The sequence below is a fragment of the Burkholderia cepacia ATCC 25416 genome (genome assembly GCF_001411495.1).
Taxonomy (GTDB): Bacteria; Pseudomonadota; Gammaproteobacteria; order Burkholderiales; family Burkholderiaceae; genus Burkholderia; species Burkholderia cepacia.
Genome location: NZ_CP012981.1, coordinates 2,679,947 through 2,696,965 on the forward strand (window position 1 = coordinate 2,679,947; position 17,019 = coordinate 2,696,965).

Sequence of the window (17,019 nt, forward strand, 5' to 3'; positions counted from 1 at the left end):
TGCCTTGGTCCCGGCGGCGCGCATCAATGCCGCCGGGATGTTTTTTGCGCCGGATGCGTTGCATCACGTCGCTTGCGGCGGGCAGGTCAACCCGCTCGGCCAGCCTGTTCGACGCTGGTTTCCCATCCGTCGTATTCCCCTCCGAACGAATGTACCTCGCGATTGATCGCGACCGTATGGCGTGTGATGTCGGCCAGTGCCATGGTGCCCTCGTGCGAGAACCGTACGGCCGACTTGCCGTCCTCGGTGGGGGCGACCGATTCGACCGGATAGCCTTTCGCTTCGGCCCAGTCCGCGAACTGATGCGCGTCGCTCTGGTCGGGGAAGTACGCCCAGTGCATCACGCGCCGGCTTACATCGCCGGCGTCGCCTTTCTTCCGCAATTCGTCCAGCACGCGCATGTCGCGCATGATCTGCCGGTCGTCGTCGGTCGGGTAGAGCGTCTGCCAGTACGCTTCCTTGTCCGGATCGTCCTGGTGCGCGTACTGCAACGCGTAGGTCGTCTGATCGGCCAGCGCGTCGATGATCTCCGCCGCGGCCTCTTCGTCGAGCGATACGTAGAAAAGGAAATCCCGATGGCCGTCGACGGTGATGCGGCCGACCTGCACACCACCTTTCGCCGTGATCGTGGCGTCCAGCAGGTTCTCGATCTTCGCGAGATCGGCGAATTCGTCGCCGGTCGGCAGGCCTTCCGGCGTCGGATGCGCAAAGGGGACGCGCACGCTGAGCAGCGACGTGCGCGGATCGCCTTCTGCGATTTCCGCAAAGTCGTGGTTGAAGCTGATGAAAGCCTGATGGTCGCCCATTCTGGCAGGGAAGGTTCCCCAGGCGTCGGTCATGTGTTTCTCCCGTGCACGATTGTCTGTTGACGGTTGTAAAGCGTCCCAATGTATCATCGAAAATCGCGTTGACCGGAGGGGCGCACATGATCGCGAGTCTGGGCATCCTGGTGCCGGTCGAAGACGATCGCTTTCGGGCGGTGGTGGATTTCTACCGTCTGGCGCTTGCGCTGCCGGTTCACTCCGAAGGCGTGTCGGCCGCGGGGAATCCGTGGCACCGCTTTGTGATGGGCGGAGCAACGCTGACCGTTCACACCGGCAGCGGCGGCAGGTTTCCGTATCCGGAGTTTCGGCCGACCGGCCATGGCATTGCGCTGGCCGTCGAAGTCGCGCATGTGTCGGAAGTCGTCGCACGGCTCGAGTCGTGCCGCGTCGGCATCCTGAACGAGTGGGACTACGGCGACGGCACGGTTGCGATTTCCGTGGCGGACCCGGCGGGAAACGTCTGCGAGATCTGGGGCCGTCCGTGACCGTGCATCGGTACGGCGGGCCGCAAAAATATTCGAAGGAGATGCCGATGTCGATGTTTGCGGTGAATGGTGTGCGAATCGATCCGCTCAGCGCGCGCGTGACGCACGTGCGCTGGGCGGCCGTGAATCCGTCCGACCGGTCGTGGGCGGCGACGCCGAGCGAAGCGCCGGTGGCGGACGTGGCGCGCGCGCTCGCGTCCGGCAACGATGTCCGCGCAATCTTTTCGGCATCGGACGTCACCGCGATCGGGCCCCGGCTCAAACGCGTGCTGTATCGCGATGCATCGGAAGGCATCGAGCTCGACATCGATGCAACGAACGAATCGCGCACGTTGCGCGATCTGCCGCAAATCTGACCGAAGCGGCATGCGTCGTCGCATGAATGGCGGCACCTGGCCGAACGGTAGCTCGCACGACGTCGATCGCGAGGAGTAGTATTGGACGATCGTCGTGCCGCATGGCCGGTTGTGCCGAACGGTTTGACGGGTCACGCGATCTTCGGCGAGCCGTTACCGGAAGCGAACTTCGCAAACGCGTACGAGATCATGTCCAGATCCCTCATCGCTCCGTGGGCATCCGCGTTTTGTCTGGCGCTGTCGGCTTGCCAGACGGCGTCCGAGCCGCCTCCGCTGCCGTCGCCCGACACCGCGTCGGCGGCCGCAGCCGTTCCGGCATCGTCGCCAGCCGCGCCGATCCGTGGCATCGGCCTGGCACCTCATCTGGCAGGGCAGAGTCACTGGGCCACCGGTCAATGCACGACCAACGGCACCGTCAAGGTGTGCAACTGAATATGACCGGTGCCGACCGGGCACTGCCCGTTCCGCGTGGACGAGTGCGTGCTGCCGTGCGTCGATGCGTACCTTTTTCGATCACGATCATTTCCCGTCGGCACGCCGACCGTTTCAGCGCATCGACGGGGTGTCCAACTTCGCTCACCCGGCGGCCGTCGAGGTGAGCGATCGCACAATGAAAGACGCACTTGAATCCATCGATTCCGGCTGGCACGTCGATCCGGTCGCGGGAACGATCATCGGCCAGTTGCCGGTGACGCTGGCGGTTGACAGCCGGAGCCTGAAAAGAAGGGCGATCGCGTGCATGGTGCTGGCCGCGGCAAGCCTGTGCGGTTATGCGGCCGCTCCGGCACTCTGGCCGGTAGCGGCGCTGGCCGGATTGCTGGCGCTGGCGGGGGCCGCCTTCTTCGTGTCGTCGCGACGCAGGATGGTGCTGCATGTCGACGAGACGGGTTTCAGGCTGATCGGAGGCGTACGCGAACAACCCGCCACGCCATGGCGTGATGTCACCGAATTCCGGATCATCAGCGTCGCAGGCAATCGCTACATCGGCTACCAGTTCTCGGCGCATTCGTCGCGCACCAGGGTGCCGGGCGGCGTGATGCTGCCGATTGCCCGGTTTGCCGATCTTCCGCTCGATGCGGTGGCAGGACTGCTCGAGGCATGTCGGCGGCAGTTCGGCATGCCGGACAACGAGGTCGACCGAACGGGCGGGTGACGCCCGATGCGGCGACTCCGGGCGTCCTGATACTCGAGAAAACAAAAAAATGCAGGACGCCGTGTCGATTTCCGCCGGAGTCGTCCGTCGTAGCATCGGAGGCGTGCGCATCGCGCGTCCGTCCCGATTCCGATACGACAACCGACCGAAGGAGCGACACCCATGTCCACGTCCGTCAAACCGATCCCGGAAGGGATGCGTACGCTGACGCCGCACCTGATCTGCGCCGGCGCAGCCGCAGCCATCGACTTCTACAAGCGCGCGTTCAATGCGAGCGAACAGTTTCGCCTGGCGATGCCTGACGGCCGGCTCGCGCACGCGTGCCTCGTGATCGGCGATTCGACACTGATGCTGGTGGATGAAATGCCCGAACACGGCGCGCTCGGGCCGAAGGCCCTGAAAGGCACGCCGGTCTGTCTGCACCTGTACGTGCCTGATACGGACGCGGCGATCGCGAAGGCGGTCGCGGCCGGCGCGACGGTGACGATTCCCGCCGCAGACATGTTCTGGGGCGACCGCTACGGACAGGTCGAGGATCCGTTCGGACATCGCTGGTCGCTCGCGACGCACCAGCGCGACCTGACGCCCGAGCAGATCGCGGAGGCGATGGCCAGCGCGCCGCCGTGCGGCAGCTGACACAGCCGCGCCACCGCAGTTGAACGGCCGGGCGGCGGCATGTGCCCGCGCTCACGCGCCGGCCTTCCTGCCGCGCTGCTTGTGCTCGTACATCCGCTGGTCGGCCGATGCGAGCAGGCCGGCCACGTCGTGATGGTGCGCGGGGTCGTAGTCGACGTGCCCGACACTGAACCGGATGTCATAGCCGCGCGCGTCGGCCGTGTTGCGCAGCGCAAGCGCCTGCGTCACGCGGTCGACCGGCTCGGCGACGTCGGCCGGATCGGTGGCACTCAGCAGCACGACGAACTCGTCGCCGCCAAGCCGTGCGATCACGTCGCTGTCGCGCAGTGCGCCCGTCAGCGTGTCGGCAAATGCCTTGAGCGCGCGGTCGCCCTCGGCATGGCCGAAGCGGTCGTTGATCGCCTTGAAATCGTTCAGGTCGAAGAACAGCAGCACCGCGTGACGACCCAGGCGATCGCACAGGCTCAGCACGTGGCGGGCCAGGATCTCGAAGCCGCGGCGGTTCGTCAGCTGGGTGAGCTCGTCGGTGGTCGCGAAATGCAGCGCGGCGATCTCGCGTTCGGTCATGTGGGCGAGATCGCCGAGCAGCGCGAGCTCGTCGGGTTCGAGCGAGCGCGGCCGCGTGTCGATCAGGCACAGCGTACCGATGGGCGCGCCGTTCGGCGCCGCGAGCGGCCGGCCGGCGTAGAAGCGGATGCCGGGCGCGCCGGTGACGAGTGGATTGTCGTGGAAGCGATCGTCGTTCAGCGCATCCTGGATCACCATCGTATTGCCCGCGAGCAGCGCATGGGAGCAGAACGACACGTCGCGCGACGTTTGCGTGACGTCGAGCCCGGCATGGCTCTTGAACCACTGGCGATCGTCGTCGACGAGGCTGACGAGTGCGATCGGCACGTCGAACAGCCTGCGTGCAAGACGCGTCAGGCGATCGAAGCGTTCTTCGGGCGGCGTGTCGAGGATCGAGAGCGAATGAAGCGTATCGAGCCGGGCCGCCTCGTCGGCCGGTTTCGGTGCAATTTGCATGGGTCGTGTCCTTTGTCCCGGCTGCGAGGCCGGTCACGGGATCGTATGCTGGACAGTATCGCGCATTGCGCGGCGCATCGCCATGCCGGCAATCCGGAAGCGGGCGGTTTCGGCCTGGCCCGGATCGTTGCAGATGCGGTGAGGAGCGGGCGTCATGGGCCCGCGTTTCGCCCCGATGCGCAATCCGGTGCGCGACGTCTCAAGGTGCCCGGCGCAGTGCCGTAAACAGGGCGAGTCCAATCGTTCATCGCCTCCCACTCCACCATGGTTCGAATTCTGTACGCGGGCTATCTCGCGTTTGCGCTGTATCTGCTTTATCCGATGGTCCAGAACACGTTTGCGTTCGGCGTCGTATGTGTGAGCAACGCGCTGCCGGGCGGCGCCAGCGGCTTGTCGACGTCGTCGGCACGCGGCGCGGATGCGCATGCGAATCGCTGCGCGCCGATGACGCAGGCCGGTGCCGCGGCCGGGCGGACGGCTGAAATCCATTAAGCAGGCGACGCGTTGGCCATTCGGCCGAATTGAGCTTCGCGCGACGCTCGCCGATCATCTGCAATACGGCGGATCGAACACGGGGGTGAGCGCGGCGCGTGTCAGTAGCTGGAGCGGTACGGCGTGCCCTGGTCGAAACGGCTTTGCCAGTGCGTGAGATAGCGCGACGCGAGTTGCGGGTTGTTCCACACCACGACGACGTTCTCGGAATTGCGGCTGGCCGCCGACGCGCTGTAGTTGAACGAGCCCGTTTCGACGTGCTCGGCGTCGATCACGAGGTACTTGTCGTGATGGATCGCATAGGCGTCGATCGTGCGTGTCGGGATGCCTGCGTTGACGAGCAGGTTCAACGCCTGCTTGCTGCTCTTTGCGCGATTGCCCTTGTCGTCGACCACCACCGCGACATTCACACCGCGTCGCTTGGCGGCGAGCAGTGCGCGCGTGACGGGCGGCGACGTGAACGAATAGGCGGCGACGCGGATCGAACTGCGCGCGGCGCCGATCGCTTTCAGCACCAGCGCTTCGGCACCGCCATCGGGCGAAAATGCCGATTCGACGACCTGTGTTGCGGGCGCTTCGTGAGTGGGGGCCGGTAGCCACCGCGACACGAAGTCGATCGCCTGCTGGAGCAGCGATTCGCTTTGCGTCTTGCCGAAAGCGGTGAACGGTGTGGCGAGCAGGGAGGCGGCGAGACAGGCAGCGGCGAGGCGATTGCGCGACAACATCTTGGACAGCGAATAATTTCGAGACAGCGGGCCGTGAGTGTAACGCACACGTGGCGGCCCGGTCACGTGCGGATGCAACGGGATGACGCATCGCGAAGACCGGCGATGGCAGAGGCGATGACGCAAAGTTGCGTTGTGCGGGATCCGTGTGTGCGATCGGGGCGATCGGCGGATGGGGGCGATGGCAGCGCGTGAATGCGCTTGCGGCGGCAGGGTGTCGGCGTGCAAGCCGTGCGAGAGTGCAACCAGGTAGGCTCGCTGGAACCGGCGGCAGCAACGCGAACGCAACGAACGATCCGTGTGCGTCACGCGCTCCCGTATGCGTTTCCGTACGCGCGATGCGTCAGTCCTCGGCCGAAGCCCTTCCGGCAGCTTCGGCTGCGACCCATCCGGGGCCACGCTCCGGCTGCACGTCGCGGGCGTCGAGCGGCTCGCCGCACGCCGAGCATACGGTGACCGCGTGCATCAGATGGCCGCAGGTACGGTGACGCAACTGCACTGGCGGCCCCTGGCCGTCGTCTTTCCAGCGGTCTCCCCATGCGGTCAGCGCAAGCAGGGTCGGGTAGAGGTCGAGGCCCTTGTCCGTCAAACGATATTCGAAACGCGGCGGGCGTTCCTGATAAGCGCGCTTGGCCAGCACGCCTTCGTCGACGAGCCGCGCGAGCCGCTCCGCCAGCACATGGCGCGTGACGCCGAGCTGGGTCTGGAACGCGTCGAAGCGGCGGCAGCCGAGGAACGCGTTGCGGAGGATCAGCATGGTCCAGCGGTCGCCGAGCACGGCAAGCGTACGCGCGACCGAACAGTTCAGCGTGCCGATGTCATCCCATTTCATCGTCGAGTCTCTTGCGGCGGTTCAGCGAAATAGCGGGCTCGATTATAGAACCCGCCTTCGACTGCAACGAGCCCGGCCACGTTGACAACGACCGTGATCGTTGTGAATAATCAGTTCCAATTTGGAACTTACTCGCGCGGCGACGCGCTTTCAACCCGGAGACAACCCGATGAACCCGCTTTCCCTGTCTGGTCTCGATCTGCTGCGCGCAGCGGTATCGGGCGATGCGCCGCTCGCGTCGATTTCCGAGACGATCCCGATGCGTCCGCTCGACGTCGAGCTCGGTTATGTGAAATTTTCGGCGCGGGCGGACGGCCGGCACCTGAACCCGCTCGGCGGCGTGCACGGCGGGTTCGCGGCGACGGTGCTCGATTCTGTCACGGGGTGTGCGGTGCATTCGATGCTTGATGCGGGCGTCGGCTACGGTACGGTCGATCTGCATGTGAAGATGCTGCGGCCCGTGCCGCGCGACGTCGAGCTGGTTGCGGAAGGGCGCGTGATTCACCTGTCGCGTTCGCTGGGCGTTGCCGAGGGCACGCTGAAGACGCCGGACGACAAGATCGTCGCGCATGCGTCGGCGACCTGTTTCATCCAGCGGCCGCAGTAACGGCGGCTGCAACGCCTTCGTTCGGGCCCTGCGCGTGAACGCTCGCACCTTTACCGAAGGCCGCCTGTAAGCGTGTGCGGCACCTGTCTGAAGCGGTCGCTTCAATGTGATAGCGTTCCTGCTTTCCACTGACGCGACAGGAACAGCATGGAATACCGCACACTCGGCGATTCGGGCATCGAGGTCAGCCTGATCGGCCTCGGCACGATGACGTGGGGCGAGCAGAATTCGGAGCGCGATGCGCACGAGCAGATCGACTACGCGATCGGGCAAGGCGTGACGCTGATCGATGCCGCGGAGATGTATCCGGTGCCGCCGAAGCCCGATACGCAGGGGCGCACCGAACAGTACATCGGCACGTGGCTCGCGCAGCATCGCGCGCAGCGCGAGCGCATCGTGCTTGCGACGAAAATCGCGGGGCCGGCGCGGCAGCCGCACAATCCGCGCCATATTCGCGGCGAAGGCAACCAGTTCGACCGGAAGAACCTGACCGAAGCGCTCGACGGCAGCCTCAAGCGCCTGCAGACCGACTACGTCGATCTTTATCAGCTGCACTGGCCCGATCGCAGCACGACGACGTTCGGCCGTCCCGCCTATCCGTGGGTCGACGATGCCTACACGGTGCCGATCGAGGAAACCCTCGGCGTGCTCGCGGAATTCGTGAAGGCCGGCAAGGTACGCGCGATCGGCGTGTCGAACGAAACGCCATGGGGCGTCGCGCAGTTCCTGCGCGCGGCCGAGAAGCTCGGGCTGCCGCGCATCGCGAGCATCCAGAATCCGTACAGCCTGGTGAATCGCACGTTCGAGAACGGGCTGTCGGAGTTCACGCATCGTGACGGCGTCGGCCTGCTCGCGTATTCGCCGCTCGCGTTCGGCTGGCTGTCCGGCAAGTACGAGAACGGTGCGCGTCCGGCCGGCGCGCGCATCACGCTGTTCGAGCGTTTCCAGCGCTACAGCAAGCCGCAGGCCGTCGAGGCGACGTCGCGCTATGTCGCGCTCGCGCGGCGTCACGGGCTGTCGCCCGCGCAGCTCGCGCTGGCGTTCGTCAACAGCCGTCCGTTCGTGCGCAGCAACCTGGTCGGCGCGACGTCGCTCGAGCAGTTGAAGGAGAACATCGGCAGCGTCGACGTGAAGCTGTCCGACGAGATCCTCGCCGAGATCGATGCGCTGCACGAACGGCAGCCGAACCCGGCGCCGTAAACGGCGCGCGGCCCGCGCGGCGACGATGCCGCGCCGGGCCGCACCGGGCCGCACCGGCGGCGTGTCGCCGCGCCGTCGTTTCTTCCGTTATCGCATCTTGAGCCGGGTGCGCGCGACGAACAGCGCGACGAGGCTCAGCACCGCACACCCCATCAGGTAGAGCGCCGGCGACAGCCGGTTGCCGGTCGCGCTGATCAGCCAGGTGATGACGAACGGCGCGAAGCCGCCGAACAGCGTGACCCCCGTGTTGTAGCTGACCGCGAGCCCCGTTGCGCGCGTCTGCGACGGGAACAGCTCGGCCATCAGCGCCGGCAGCGCGCCGCAGTACATCGCCTTCAGCGCGCCGATCCAGACCAGTGCGGCGAGCATCGTTGCGAACGACGCGTGGCGCGTGAGCCAGGCGAACGTCGGCCACACGCTGACGAGCATCAGCACGGCCGCGGCCGCCATCATGCGGATCCGCCCCGTGCGATCGGACAGGTGGCCGACGACCGGCGTGACGAGCGTGAGTACGAAACCGGTCGCGAGCGTCGCCGCGAAGCCCGTCGACGCGGGCAGGCCGAGCTGCTTGATCGCATAGGTCGGCATGTACAGCACCATGTAGTTGATCGCGGTCGAGATCACGAGCGCGCCGATCGACAGCAGCAGCCGCAGCTTCTGATCCGCGAACAGTTCGCGCACGGGCGCTTCCGAGCGTGCCTGCGTCTTGAACTCGACGCCTTCGTCGACGTAACGGCGGATGTACAGCCCGACCGGGCCGATCGCGAGCCCGAACAGGAACGGCACGCGCCAGCCCCAGCTTTCGAGTTGCGCGGTTGTCAGCGTGGACGTCAGCAGCGCACCGAAGCCCGACGCGAGCAGCGTCGCGAGGCCCTGGCTCGCGAACTGCCAGCTCGACATGAAACCGCGCCGCTGCGGCGCGTGCTCGACGAGGAACGCGGTCGAGCTCGCGAATTCGCCGCCCGCGGAAAAGCCCTGCATCAGTCGCGACAACATGATCCCGAGCGGCGCAAGTATGCCGATCGATGCATAGGTCGGCATCGACGCGATCAGCAGCGTGCCGGCCATCATCATCGCGATCGACAGCAGCAGCGACGCCTTGCGGCCCGCGCGATCCGCGTACGCGCCGAGCACGAAGCCGCCGATCGGCCGGATCAGGTAGGACAGCCCGAACGTGCCGAGCGTGAGCATCAGCGACGTCGCTTCGCTCGTGGCGGGGAAGAACAGCTTGGCGATCGTCACCGCGAAGAAGCCGTAGACGATCAGGTCGAACCATTCGAGTGCGTTGCCGATCGACGCCGCGAAGATGATGCGCCGGATCTTCGCGGCGCTGGGGAGGGCGGCTTCCTGCGAGGTCAGGGTGGTCGTGTTCATCGTGTGGGCAGATCCCGTGAAAGGGGCGAAGCGCGTTACAGGGTGGCGCCGGCCGCGGCGGGCGCCGCGCGGCGAACGGTCGGGGCGTCCTCGCCGAGATCCCAGAAGAGACCGGCCATCATCTGCAGGCCCTCACTGACGACGCTCGCGAGCAGGTGCTCGTCGGGCGCGTGCTGCGAGCACGCGGGGTACGAATGGGGTACCCACAGGGTCGGCAGCCCGAGCGTGTCGGCGAACACTTCGTTCGGCAGCGTGCCGCCGAGATTCGGCAGGATCGCGGGTTTCTTGCCGGTGGTCCGCGCCAGCGACGCGACCGCCCAGCGGACCCACGGATCGTCCGGCGGCACGCGCGTCGCCGGTGCACCGCGCTCGACGTCGATCTCGATGTCGGCGAAGCCGTGCGCATCGAGGTGCGTGCGCAGGTGCGCATGCAGCGCCTGCCAGTCGGTGCCGACGACGAAGCGCAACTGGCAGTGCGCATACGCGGCGGGCGGGATCGCATTGACGGGGTGCTCGGGGTTGCCGGCCTTGAATGCGAGGATCTCGAACGTGTTCCAGCCGAACACGCGTTCGGGCGCGGTGAGGCCGGGCTCGCCCCAGCCGGCGTCGAGCGCCGGATCGCCGGGGCCGCCGCCGACGCAGAGATCGGCGAGCGCCTCGCGCACGTCGGCCGGGATCGGCGGCGGACGCAGCCCCGCGACGCGAATCGCGCCGCGCGCGTCGACGAGGCTCGCGAGTGCGTGCGCGAGCACGATCGCCGGATTGCGCAGCAGCCCGCCCCAGTTGCCGGAGTGATGCGCGCCGTCACGGGCACGCAGGCTCAGCTTGAAATTGACCGAGCCGCGCGAGCCGAGGAACACCGTGGGGCGCGCGGCCGCGATGCGCGGGCCGTCGGACGCGATCAGCACGTCGGCCGCGAGCGCATCGCGCTCCTGACGGCACAGTGCGTCGAGGCCCGGCGAACCCGTTTCCTCGCCCATCTCGATCAGCAGCTTCGCGTTGAAGCCCATCCGGCCGCCGCGTGCATCGAGCACGCTCGCCAGCGCGGCCAGGTTGATGGTGTGCTGGCCCTTGTTGTCGGCGCTGCCGCGGCCGTACCAGCGGTCGCCGTCGGCCGTCAGCGTCCACGGCGACAGCGGTGCGCGCCACTGCGCGTCGTAGCCGCGCACGACGTCGCCGTGGCCGTAGATCAGCACGGTCGGCAGTGCATCGTCTTCGTGGCGCGATGCGAGCAGGAACGGGCCGCCGCCGTCGACGGGGTTGTCGACGATCCGCGACGTGAAGCCGAGGCGCGCGGCCTCGGGTGCGATCTCGTCGGTCAGGTAGGCGCGCAGCGCGGCACCGTTGCCGCTCTCCTGGCTTTCGGTTCGCAAGCCGACGCGGCGGCTCAGAGTCGTGAAGAACGCACCGGATTCGAACTGGTTCAGCGCGTGCTGGATGGCGGCGGTACGGCTCAAGTCGTGTCTCCTCTGTCGGGTTCGCTGCACGCCGCGGATCGTGCGTGCAGCGTGAAGTGCGATCGATTCTAGAAAGCCGTTTTTTTTGTCACAATGATCGAATTTCGAACCTTTCTTTGCCGAAAAGGCAAAGCAGCGCGGCCGGCAGCCGGGCGGAGACAGAACGATGGCGGCTTTCCTGCATGGCCTGGCGTTGCGGTATTTCGTCGAGGTGGCGCGCACCGGTTCGATCAGCGACGCGTCCGCGCGGCTGCACGTGGCCGTCTCGGCGATCAGCCGCCAGATCGCGAAACTCGAGAGCGAGCTCGGGGCACCGCTGTTCGAGCGCCGGCCGCGCGGGATGGCGCTGTCGGAGGCCGGCGAGCGGCTTCTGGCGTTCGCGCAGCGCAGCCTGCTGGAGGCCGAGCACGTGATGAAGGACATCGGCGGGCTCGACGCGCTGCACGGCAGCCTGCTGAAGATCGCCTGCTCGGAAGGGTTCGCGATCGATTTCCTGCCCGGCACGCTCGCGCGCTTCAAGGCGCGCCATCCGGGCGTCGATTTCTCGGTGTGGGTCGTGTCGCCGGCGGACGCGACGCGGCGCGTGCGCGACGGCGACGTGGACATCGCGTTGAGCTTCAGCCTCGCGCCGGAGAAGGGCGTGCGCGTCGAACATACCGAGCGCGCGCCGATCTTCGCGCTGGTGCGGCGCGACCATCCGCTCGCGACGCGTGAAGCGGTGTCGCTCGCCGATGTCGCGCGTCACCCGCACGTGCTGCCCGAGGCCGGCACCACGGTGCGCCAGTTGATCGACATCGCATGCGCGCTCGACGGGCTGCTGCTCGAGCCTGAACTGACGAGCAACAACACGGCGGCGATGTACGGTTATGCGCGGCGCACGGGCGCGGTGATGTTCACGGGGCTGCTGTCGGTGCGCGACCGCTGCGCCGCGGACGGCTTCGTCGTCGTGCCCGTGACGAACCCGCAGTTGCGCGAGCGCAGCATCCAGATACAGACGATGGCGGGGCGCGATCTGCCCGCATCGGTTCGCGCGTTCCGCGACCATCTGATCGACGCGATGCAGGCCGCATCGCCGCCGCCGGCCGCCGCGCGCGGCCCGAGACGCCGGCCCGTGAGATAATCGCCAATCCGCCTTCCGTGCCCATGCGGCTCATCGAGCCGCATCGCCCCTGTTCGACGCCAAATTGAAGAACCTGATTGTCACCCTCGATCGCGCCGGCGAGTTCGACGAGATCATCGACGTGCGCACGCCGCTCGAGTTCGCCGAGGATCATATCCCCGGCGCGCTGAACGCGCCCGTGCTCAGCAACGAGGAGCGCGTGCTCGTCGGCACGATGTACCGGCAGGTGTCGCCGTACGAGGCGACGCGCGTCGGCGCAGCGATGGTGGCACGCAACATCGCGCGTCATCTCGACACGACGTTCGCCGACCGGCCGCGCAACTGGCGGCCGCTGATCTACTGCTGGCGCGGCGGCAAGCGCTCGGGCTCGATGACGACCTGGTTCAACCTGATCGGCTGGAAGGCGCGCCAGCTCGACGGCGGCTACAAGTCATACCGCCAGTCGGTATGCGCGACGCTCGACTCGCTGCCGACGCGCTTTCGCTACATCGCGCTCGTCGGCCATACGGGCTGCGGCAAGACGCGCCTGCTGAACGCGCTGCGCGACGCGGGCGCGCAGACGCTCGATCTCGAGGCGCTCGCGTGCCATCGCGGTTCGCTGCTCGGCGCGCTGCCGGGCAAGCCGCAGCCGGCGCAGAAGGGGTTCGATTCGGGGCTCGTCGAAACACTTGGGCGTTTCGACCCCGAATGGCCGGTGTTCGTCGAGTCGGAAAGCCGCAGGATCGGGCTCGTGCAGTTGCCGATCGCGTTGATCGAAGCGTTTCACGCAGGGCCGTGGGTGCATGTCGACGCGGCGCATGACGAGCGCATCGCGTTCCTCCTCGACGATTACGCGCACCTGTTCGACGAACCGGACGCGTTCAAGGCACAGCTGCACCGGCTGATCGGCCTGCACAGCCGCGAACAGGTGACGCACTGGAAGGCGCTGATCGATGCCGGCGCGCGTGCCGAACTGTTCACCGAACTGATCGACAAGCATTACGATCCCGCCTATGCGCGCACTTATCGCGCGACGTACAACAAGCCGAACCGGGCGCTGACGTTCACCTTCCGGCCCAACGCGGCCGATGTGTGCGACCAGGCGCGCACGCTGCTGGCGCAACTCGCGCAGGCCGGGCTGCCCGCGTCGGCCGCGCTTGCGGCAGGCGTGAAGCCCGCCACCGACAAAAACCAATCGACGATCACACGATGACGACCACACGCACCCAACCCAATCCGGCACTCGGCTGGATGACCTTCCTGCTGATCGCGGTCGCGGGACTGTTCTATGTGAAATGGTTCCCGTACTACAACAAGGCGTTCGTTGCCGCCGAGCATCATTCGATCGGACAGTCGATCCTGATGGGCACGTCGGCGGCCGCGCCCGAGCCGTCGCTGAAGGCCGCGCTCGACTACGCATGGGCGTACGGCAAGGCGATCTGGCAGGCGATGGTGCTCGGCTTGCTGCTCGGTTCGGCCGTGCAGGCGCTGCTGCCCGCGCACTGGGTCGCGCGCGTGCTCGGCCGCACCGGCTTCGGCAGCGTCGCCGCGGGCGGCCTGCTGTCGCTGCCCGGCATGATGTGCACGTGCTGCGCGGCGCCGGTCGTCGCGGGGCTGCGTGCACGCCATGCCTCGCCGGGCGGCGCGGTCGCGTTCTGGCTCGGCAACACGGTGCTGAACCCGGCGGCGCTGGTTTTCATGGGCTTCGTGCTCGGCTGGCACTGGAGTGCGCTGCGCCTCGTGCTGGGCGTCGCGATGGTATTCGGGATCGGCTATCTGCTGAACCGGATCGCGCGCCCTGAAGACGCCCGCGTCGACGATGCGCAGCTCGCCGCGCTGGCGGCCGAGCAGGCCGCGGCCGGCAATCCGTTCGTCCGCTGGATGAAGCTGCTCGCGCGCATGGCCGTGCGGCTCGTGCCCGAATACATCGTGCTCGTGCTGCTGCTCGGCGCCGCGCGCGCATGGCTGTTCCCGCATATCGGCCCGGACATCGGCAATCATCTCGGCTGGATCGTCGCCTTCGCGGTCGCGGGCATGCTGTTCGTGATCCCGACGGCGGGAGAGGTGCCGATCATCCAGGCGATGCTGTCGCTCGGCATGGGCGTCGGCCCGGCCGCCGCGCTGCTGATGACGCTGCCGCCGATCAGCGTGCCGTCGCTCGCGATGCTCGCGCGTTCGTTCAAGCCTTACATGCTGGCCATCGTCGCGATCCTCGTCGTCGTGTTCGGGATCGCGAGCGGCCTGCTCGCGGTCGCGCTCGGGTTCTGACGCGCGCAAGCGGTGCGCCGGCCGGGCGCAATCGTCGTATTCATCCGGCGCCGCCGTTTCACGCGTGCGGCGCCATTTACAAGAAGCAAACAGGAAAACGCATGACCCAACCGAAGATTCATCCTCGACTCGAAAAGGCGCTGACGCGCGGCGATCTCGCGATCCGCCAGGCCAATTCCGCGCGGGCGACTGCCGTGCTGAACGCACTCGGCACGATGATCATCGAGGCCTCCGCAACGATCGGCGTCGAGGCCAGCATCGACATTCCGCAAGGCGACCGCATTTACGATCCGGTCAACGGCCTGTGGCCGCAGAAGATGCTGGTGTCGTTCGACGGCCCGGTGGACGAGGCCGACAAGGAAGAGCTGCGCTCGGTTTATCTGGTCGCCGACGATCCGGGCACGCAGTTCCGCGTCGAATGGCATCGTGCGGACGGCAAGCTCGGCCGCCAGGAAGGTGGCCCGCTCGCGACCGTCGCGTTCCTGACCGACGTCGAGATCCCGTGGAGCGACGACGACGAGTAACGTCGTCGCATGAAGCCGGCGCCCGGTGCGCCGGCCGTCAGCGCATCATCCGCCGCCGGAACAGCCAGGCGGACAGCAGGAACCCGCCGATCGCGTAGCCGGCGAGCACCGCGACATGCAGCGCGACGTCGGTCGCCGGCCGGCCGAGCATCGCGGGCCGGATCAGCTCCACGGCGTTCGCGAGCGGCAGTGCCTGCGCCGCGTGCCGCGCGATCGGCGGCAGCTGCGTGGTCGGGAAGAACACGCCCGACAGCAGCAGCATCGGCGTCAGCACGAGCGTCTGATAAAACATGAAGAAATCGTAGGACGGTGCGAGCGCCGTGACGATCATCGCGACGCTTGCGAACGCGAGGCCCGCGAGCGCGATCACGGGTAGCGCCGCGAGCATCGACGGAAACTGCGCATAGCCGAGCGCCCCCGCGACGAGCATGATCGCGGCCCCCGACAGCATCGCCTTGCTGGCCCCCCAGACGATCTCGCCGAGCACGATGTCGCCGAGCGCAAGCGGCGTATGCATGATCGCTTCCCACGTGCGCTGCACGTGCATCCGCGAGAAACCCGAATACATCGACTCGAAGCTCGCGGACATCATCACGCTCGAGCCGACCGTACCGGCCGCGAGGAACGCGATATACGACACGCCGTCGACGTGGCCGAGCATCAGGCCGAGCCCGAACCCCAGACCGAACAGATAGATCATCGGATCGGCAAGATTGCCGAACATCGACGCGAGCGCGAGCTTGCGCCAGACGAGATAGTTGCGCCGCCAGACGGCGATCCAGTTGGTTGCGTTCGCGGGCATCGCGATCGCGAAGCGTGACACGCGTGGCGGTGCCGACGGGGCGGTGGCGGAATAGTTACGCACGTCCATGATCGATCAGTCCTGCATTTCGCGGCCCGTGAGCCGCAGGAACACATCTTCCAGATTGGCCGGGCGATGCAGATAGCGCAACCCCGTGCGACCCTTGAGTCGCGCACTGAGCGGTTCCGGGTCGCTCACGTAGCAGAACAGCGTCTCGCCGCTGATCTCGGTGTGCTTCGCGAACGCCGCCAGCTCGTCGCGCAGCGTGGCCGGATCGGGCCCGTAGATCTCGATCACGTCGCAGCCGATCTCCGATTCGATCAGCGCGTGCGGCGCTCCTTCGGCGATCTTGCGGCCTTCCTCGATCACGCATAGCCGGTCGCACAGGCGCTCGGCTTCTTCCATGAAGTGCGTGGTGATCAGGATCGTCTTGCCTCGAGCGAGCAGCGAGCGCAGGCGTTCCCACATGAGGTGGCGCGCCTGCGGGTCGAGGCCCGTCGTCGGCTCGTCGAGCACCAGCACATCGGGATCGTTGACGAGCGCACGGGCGAGCGTGAGCCGGCGCTTCATGCCGCCCGACAGCTCGCCGACCTTCGCATCGGCCTTGTTCTCGAGCTTCGCGAATTCGAGCAGGGGTTTCACGAGCGCGTGCGCAGCCTGCGCAGACATGCCGAAATAGCGGCTGAAGACGAGCAGGTTCTCGCGCACGGTGAAGTCGGGGTCGAGATTGTCGAACTGCGGGACGACCCCGACACGCTGGCGCGCATGTCGCGCACGCGATGGAACCGGTTCGCCGCAGAGCGAAATGGTGCCTGCATCGGGGTGCGTGAGGCCGAGCAGCATTTTCAGCGTGGTGGTCTTGCCCGCGCCGTTGGGGCCGAGCAGGCCGTAGCATTCGCCGGCCTGTACGGTGAACGACAGGCCGTTGACGACGAGCTTGTCGCCATAGCGCTTTTCGACGTTCCGGAAATCGATCGGTGCAACGAGCATGGGTGTGTTGTCGTTGTATGCGGGCGCGGCAGCGTTCCGCTGCCGGATGCGTGGCCGGTTGGCGAACCGATCGGACGATTGCCTGTCACACGGGCATGACCGAAGCGCACGACGCCGGCGCCTGGTGGCCCGCTGGAGTACGAACGGGCCATTCTAGTGCATCGGCTGCGTC

General features: G+C 67.1%; 20 protein-coding genes. 12 read left to right on the top strand and 8 right to left on the bottom strand.

What is annotated here, in order from left to right:
- Positions 1-86: 86 nt before the first annotated feature.
- Entirely contained in the window at positions 87-839 is a 753-nt protein-coding gene (locus APZ15_RS12430) for a DUF695 domain-containing protein (protein ID WP_027787498.1), read from the bottom strand.
- A 26-nt stretch (positions 840-865) separates the two neighbouring features.
- Here APZ15_RS12430 and APZ15_RS12435 point away from each other — a divergent pair, with 26 nt between their 5' ends.
- The 5 genes from APZ15_RS12435 (at position 866) to APZ15_RS12455 (ending at position 3,454) form a co-directional block, all read left to right on the top strand.
- Positions 866-1,309 carry a VOC family protein gene (locus APZ15_RS12435; RefSeq protein WP_138143322.1) on the top strand — a complete coding sequence of 148 codons (444 nt, stop codon included), beginning with the start codon at positions 866-868 and terminating at the stop codon, positions 1,307-1,309.
- A gap of 47 nt (positions 1,310-1,356) precedes the next feature.
- On the top strand, positions 1,357-1,665 hold the full coding sequence (locus APZ15_RS12440) for a phosphatidylserine phosphatidylglycerophosphate cardiolipin synthase (RefSeq protein ID WP_027787496.1): 309 nt from the start codon (positions 1,357-1,359) through the stop codon (positions 1,663-1,665).
- A 189-nt stretch (positions 1,666-1,854) separates the two neighbouring features.
- The gene (locus APZ15_RS39195) at positions 1,855-2,097 is read left to right on the top strand and encodes a hypothetical protein (RefSeq protein WP_080982112.1); all 243 of its coding nucleotides are present in this window, start codon (positions 1,855-1,857) and stop codon (positions 2,095-2,097) included.
- A gap of 178 nt (positions 2,098-2,275) precedes the next feature.
- Positions 2,276-2,818 (top strand): hypothetical protein, encoded by a 543-nt coding sequence (locus APZ15_RS12450; protein ID WP_027787494.1) that lies wholly within the window; start codon positions 2,276-2,278, stop codon positions 2,816-2,818.
- Between the two features lie 162 nt (positions 2,819-2,980).
- Positions 2,981-3,454 (top strand): VOC family protein, encoded by a 474-nt coding sequence (locus tag APZ15_RS12455; RefSeq protein ID WP_027787493.1) that lies wholly within the window; start codon positions 2,981-2,983, stop codon positions 3,452-3,454.
- 51 nt (positions 3,455-3,505) lie between these two features.
- Here the strand turns inward: APZ15_RS12455 and APZ15_RS12460 are convergent, their stop codons facing one another.
- Positions 3,506-4,477, bottom strand: a complete 972-nt coding sequence (locus tag APZ15_RS12460) for a GGDEF domain-containing protein (RefSeq protein WP_027787492.1) — start codon at positions 4,475-4,477, stop codon at positions 3,506-3,508.
- A gap of 264 nt (positions 4,478-4,741) precedes the next feature.
- On the opposite strand from APZ15_RS12460, the gene APZ15_RS12465 reads away from it, so the two are divergent.
- Positions 4,742-4,969 carry a hypothetical protein gene (locus tag APZ15_RS12465; protein ID WP_027787491.1) on the top strand — a complete coding sequence of 76 codons (228 nt, stop codon included), beginning with the start codon at positions 4,742-4,744 and terminating at the stop codon, positions 4,967-4,969.
- Between the two features lie 101 nt (positions 4,970-5,070).
- On the opposite strand, the gene APZ15_RS12470 is transcribed toward APZ15_RS12465, so the two are convergent.
- On the bottom strand, positions 5,071-5,694 hold the full coding sequence (locus APZ15_RS12470) for a phospholipase D family nuclease (protein WP_027787490.1): 624 nt from the start codon (positions 5,692-5,694) through the stop codon (positions 5,071-5,073).
- A 343-nt stretch (positions 5,695-6,037) separates the two neighbouring features.
- Positions 6,038-6,526, bottom strand: coding sequence for a winged helix-turn-helix transcriptional regulator (locus APZ15_RS12475; RefSeq protein ID WP_027787489.1), 489 nt, complete (start codon positions 6,524-6,526; stop codon positions 6,038-6,040).
- Between the two features lie 169 nt (positions 6,527-6,695).
- On the opposite strand from APZ15_RS12475, the gene APZ15_RS12480 reads away from it, so the two are divergent.
- Both APZ15_RS12480 and APZ15_RS12485 read left to right on the top strand, forming a co-directional pair.
- Positions 6,696-7,133, top strand: a complete 438-nt coding sequence (locus APZ15_RS12480) for a PaaI family thioesterase (RefSeq protein WP_021156998.1) — start codon at positions 6,696-6,698, stop codon at positions 7,131-7,133.
- Between the two features lie 147 nt (positions 7,134-7,280).
- Positions 7,281-8,333, top strand: coding sequence for an NADP(H)-dependent aldo-keto reductase (locus APZ15_RS12485; RefSeq protein WP_027787488.1), 1,053 nt, complete (start codon positions 7,281-7,283; stop codon positions 8,331-8,333).
- 87 nt (positions 8,334-8,420) lie between these two features.
- Here APZ15_RS12485 and APZ15_RS12490 read toward each other — a convergent pair whose 3' ends face one another.
- Positions 8,421-9,707: an MFS transporter gene (locus APZ15_RS12490; RefSeq protein WP_021157001.1), complete on the bottom strand. Its 1,287-nt coding sequence runs from the start codon at positions 9,705-9,707 to the stop codon at positions 8,421-8,423.
- Between the two features lie 35 nt (positions 9,708-9,742).
- Complete coding sequence (locus APZ15_RS12495) at positions 9,743-11,164, bottom strand: M20 family metallopeptidase (RefSeq protein WP_027787487.1); 1,422 nt, start codon at positions 11,162-11,164, stop codon at positions 9,743-9,745.
- Positions 11,165-11,330: 166 nt separating this feature from the next.
- Between APZ15_RS12495 and APZ15_RS12500 the strand changes: the two genes are divergently transcribed.
- The 4 genes from APZ15_RS12500 to APZ15_RS12515 all read left to right on the top strand — a co-directional run bounded on the left by APZ15_RS12500 (position 11,331) and on the right by APZ15_RS12515 (position 15,055).
- Positions 11,331-12,284 carry a LysR family transcriptional regulator gene (locus tag APZ15_RS12500; protein ID WP_027787486.1) on the top strand — a complete coding sequence of 318 codons (954 nt, stop codon included), beginning with the start codon at positions 11,331-11,333 and terminating at the stop codon, positions 12,282-12,284.
- A gap of 64 nt (positions 12,285-12,348) precedes the next feature.
- A complete protein-coding gene (gene mnmH / locus APZ15_RS12505) occupies positions 12,349-13,476 on the top strand; it encodes a tRNA 2-selenouridine(34) synthase MnmH (protein ID WP_027787485.1) in 1,128 nt (375 codons plus the stop codon).
- The gene (locus APZ15_RS12510) at positions 13,473-14,531 is read left to right on the top strand and encodes a permease (protein ID WP_027787484.1); all 1,059 of its coding nucleotides are present in this window, start codon (positions 13,473-13,475) and stop codon (positions 14,529-14,531) included. The genes mnmH and APZ15_RS12510 overlap by 4 nt, the downstream gene beginning before the upstream one ends.
- A gap of 101 nt (positions 14,532-14,632) precedes the next feature.
- Positions 14,633-15,055 (top strand): hypothetical protein, encoded by a 423-nt coding sequence (locus tag APZ15_RS12515; protein WP_027787483.1) that lies wholly within the window; start codon positions 14,633-14,635, stop codon positions 15,053-15,055.
- Positions 15,056-15,092: 37 nt separating this feature from the next.
- On the opposite strand, the gene APZ15_RS12520 is transcribed toward APZ15_RS12515, so the two are convergent.
- On the bottom strand, positions 15,093-15,926 hold the full coding sequence (locus tag APZ15_RS12520) for an ABC transporter permease (protein WP_027787482.1): 834 nt from the start codon (positions 15,924-15,926) through the stop codon (positions 15,093-15,095).
- Positions 15,927-15,932: 6 nt separating this feature from the next.
- Entirely contained in the window at positions 15,933-16,847 is a 915-nt protein-coding gene (gene nodI, locus APZ15_RS12525; RefSeq protein ID WP_021157008.1) for a nodulation factor ABC transporter ATP-binding protein NodI, read from the bottom strand.
- Between the last annotated feature and the right edge of the window lie 172 nt (positions 16,848-17,019).

Coding starts and splice junctions, on each gene's coding strand:
- APZ15_RS12430 (WP_027787498.1), bottom strand. CDS start 839: ATGACCGACGCCTGGGGAACCTTCCCTGCCAGAATGGGCGACCATCAG.
- APZ15_RS12440 (WP_027787496.1), top strand. CDS start 1,357: ATGTCGATGTTTGCGGTGAATGGTGTGCGAATCGATCCGCTCAGCGCG.
- APZ15_RS39195 (WP_080982112.1), top strand. CDS start 1,855: ATGTCCAGATCCCTCATCGCTCCGTGGGCATCCGCGTTTTGTCTGGCG.
- APZ15_RS12450 (WP_027787494.1), top strand. CDS start 2,276: ATGAAAGACGCACTTGAATCCATCGATTCCGGCTGGCACGTCGATCCG.
- APZ15_RS12455 (WP_027787493.1), top strand. CDS start 2,981: ATGTCCACGTCCGTCAAACCGATCCCGGAAGGGATGCGTACGCTGACG.
- APZ15_RS12460 (WP_027787492.1), bottom strand. CDS start 4,477: ATGCAAATTGCACCGAAACCGGCCGACGAGGCGGCCCGGCTCGATACG.
- APZ15_RS12465 (WP_027787491.1), top strand. CDS start 4,742: ATGGTTCGAATTCTGTACGCGGGCTATCTCGCGTTTGCGCTGTATCTG.
- APZ15_RS12470 (WP_027787490.1), bottom strand. CDS start 5,694: ATGTTGTCGCGCAATCGCCTCGCCGCTGCCTGTCTCGCCGCCTCCCTG.
- APZ15_RS12475 (WP_027787489.1), bottom strand. CDS start 6,526: ATGAAATGGGATGACATCGGCACGCTGAACTGTTCGGTCGCGCGTACG.
- APZ15_RS12480 (WP_021156998.1), top strand. CDS start 6,696: ATGAACCCGCTTTCCCTGTCTGGTCTCGATCTGCTGCGCGCAGCGGTA.
- APZ15_RS12485 (WP_027787488.1), top strand. CDS start 7,281: ATGGAATACCGCACACTCGGCGATTCGGGCATCGAGGTCAGCCTGATC.
- APZ15_RS12490 (WP_021157001.1), bottom strand. CDS start 9,707: ATGAACACGACCACCCTGACCTCGCAGGAAGCCGCCCTCCCCAGCGCC.
- APZ15_RS12500 (WP_027787486.1), top strand. CDS start 11,331: ATGGCGGCTTTCCTGCATGGCCTGGCGTTGCGGTATTTCGTCGAGGTG.
- APZ15_RS12510 (WP_027787484.1), top strand. CDS start 13,473: ATGACGACCACACGCACCCAACCCAATCCGGCACTCGGCTGGATGACC.
- APZ15_RS12515 (WP_027787483.1), top strand. CDS start 14,633: ATGACCCAACCGAAGATTCATCCTCGACTCGAAAAGGCGCTGACGCGC.
- APZ15_RS12520 (WP_027787482.1), bottom strand. CDS start 15,926: ATGGACGTGCGTAACTATTCCGCCACCGCCCCGTCGGCACCGCCACGC.
- nodI (WP_021157008.1), bottom strand. CDS start 16,847: ATGCTCGTTGCACCGATCGATTTCCGGAACGTCGAAAAGCGCTATGGC.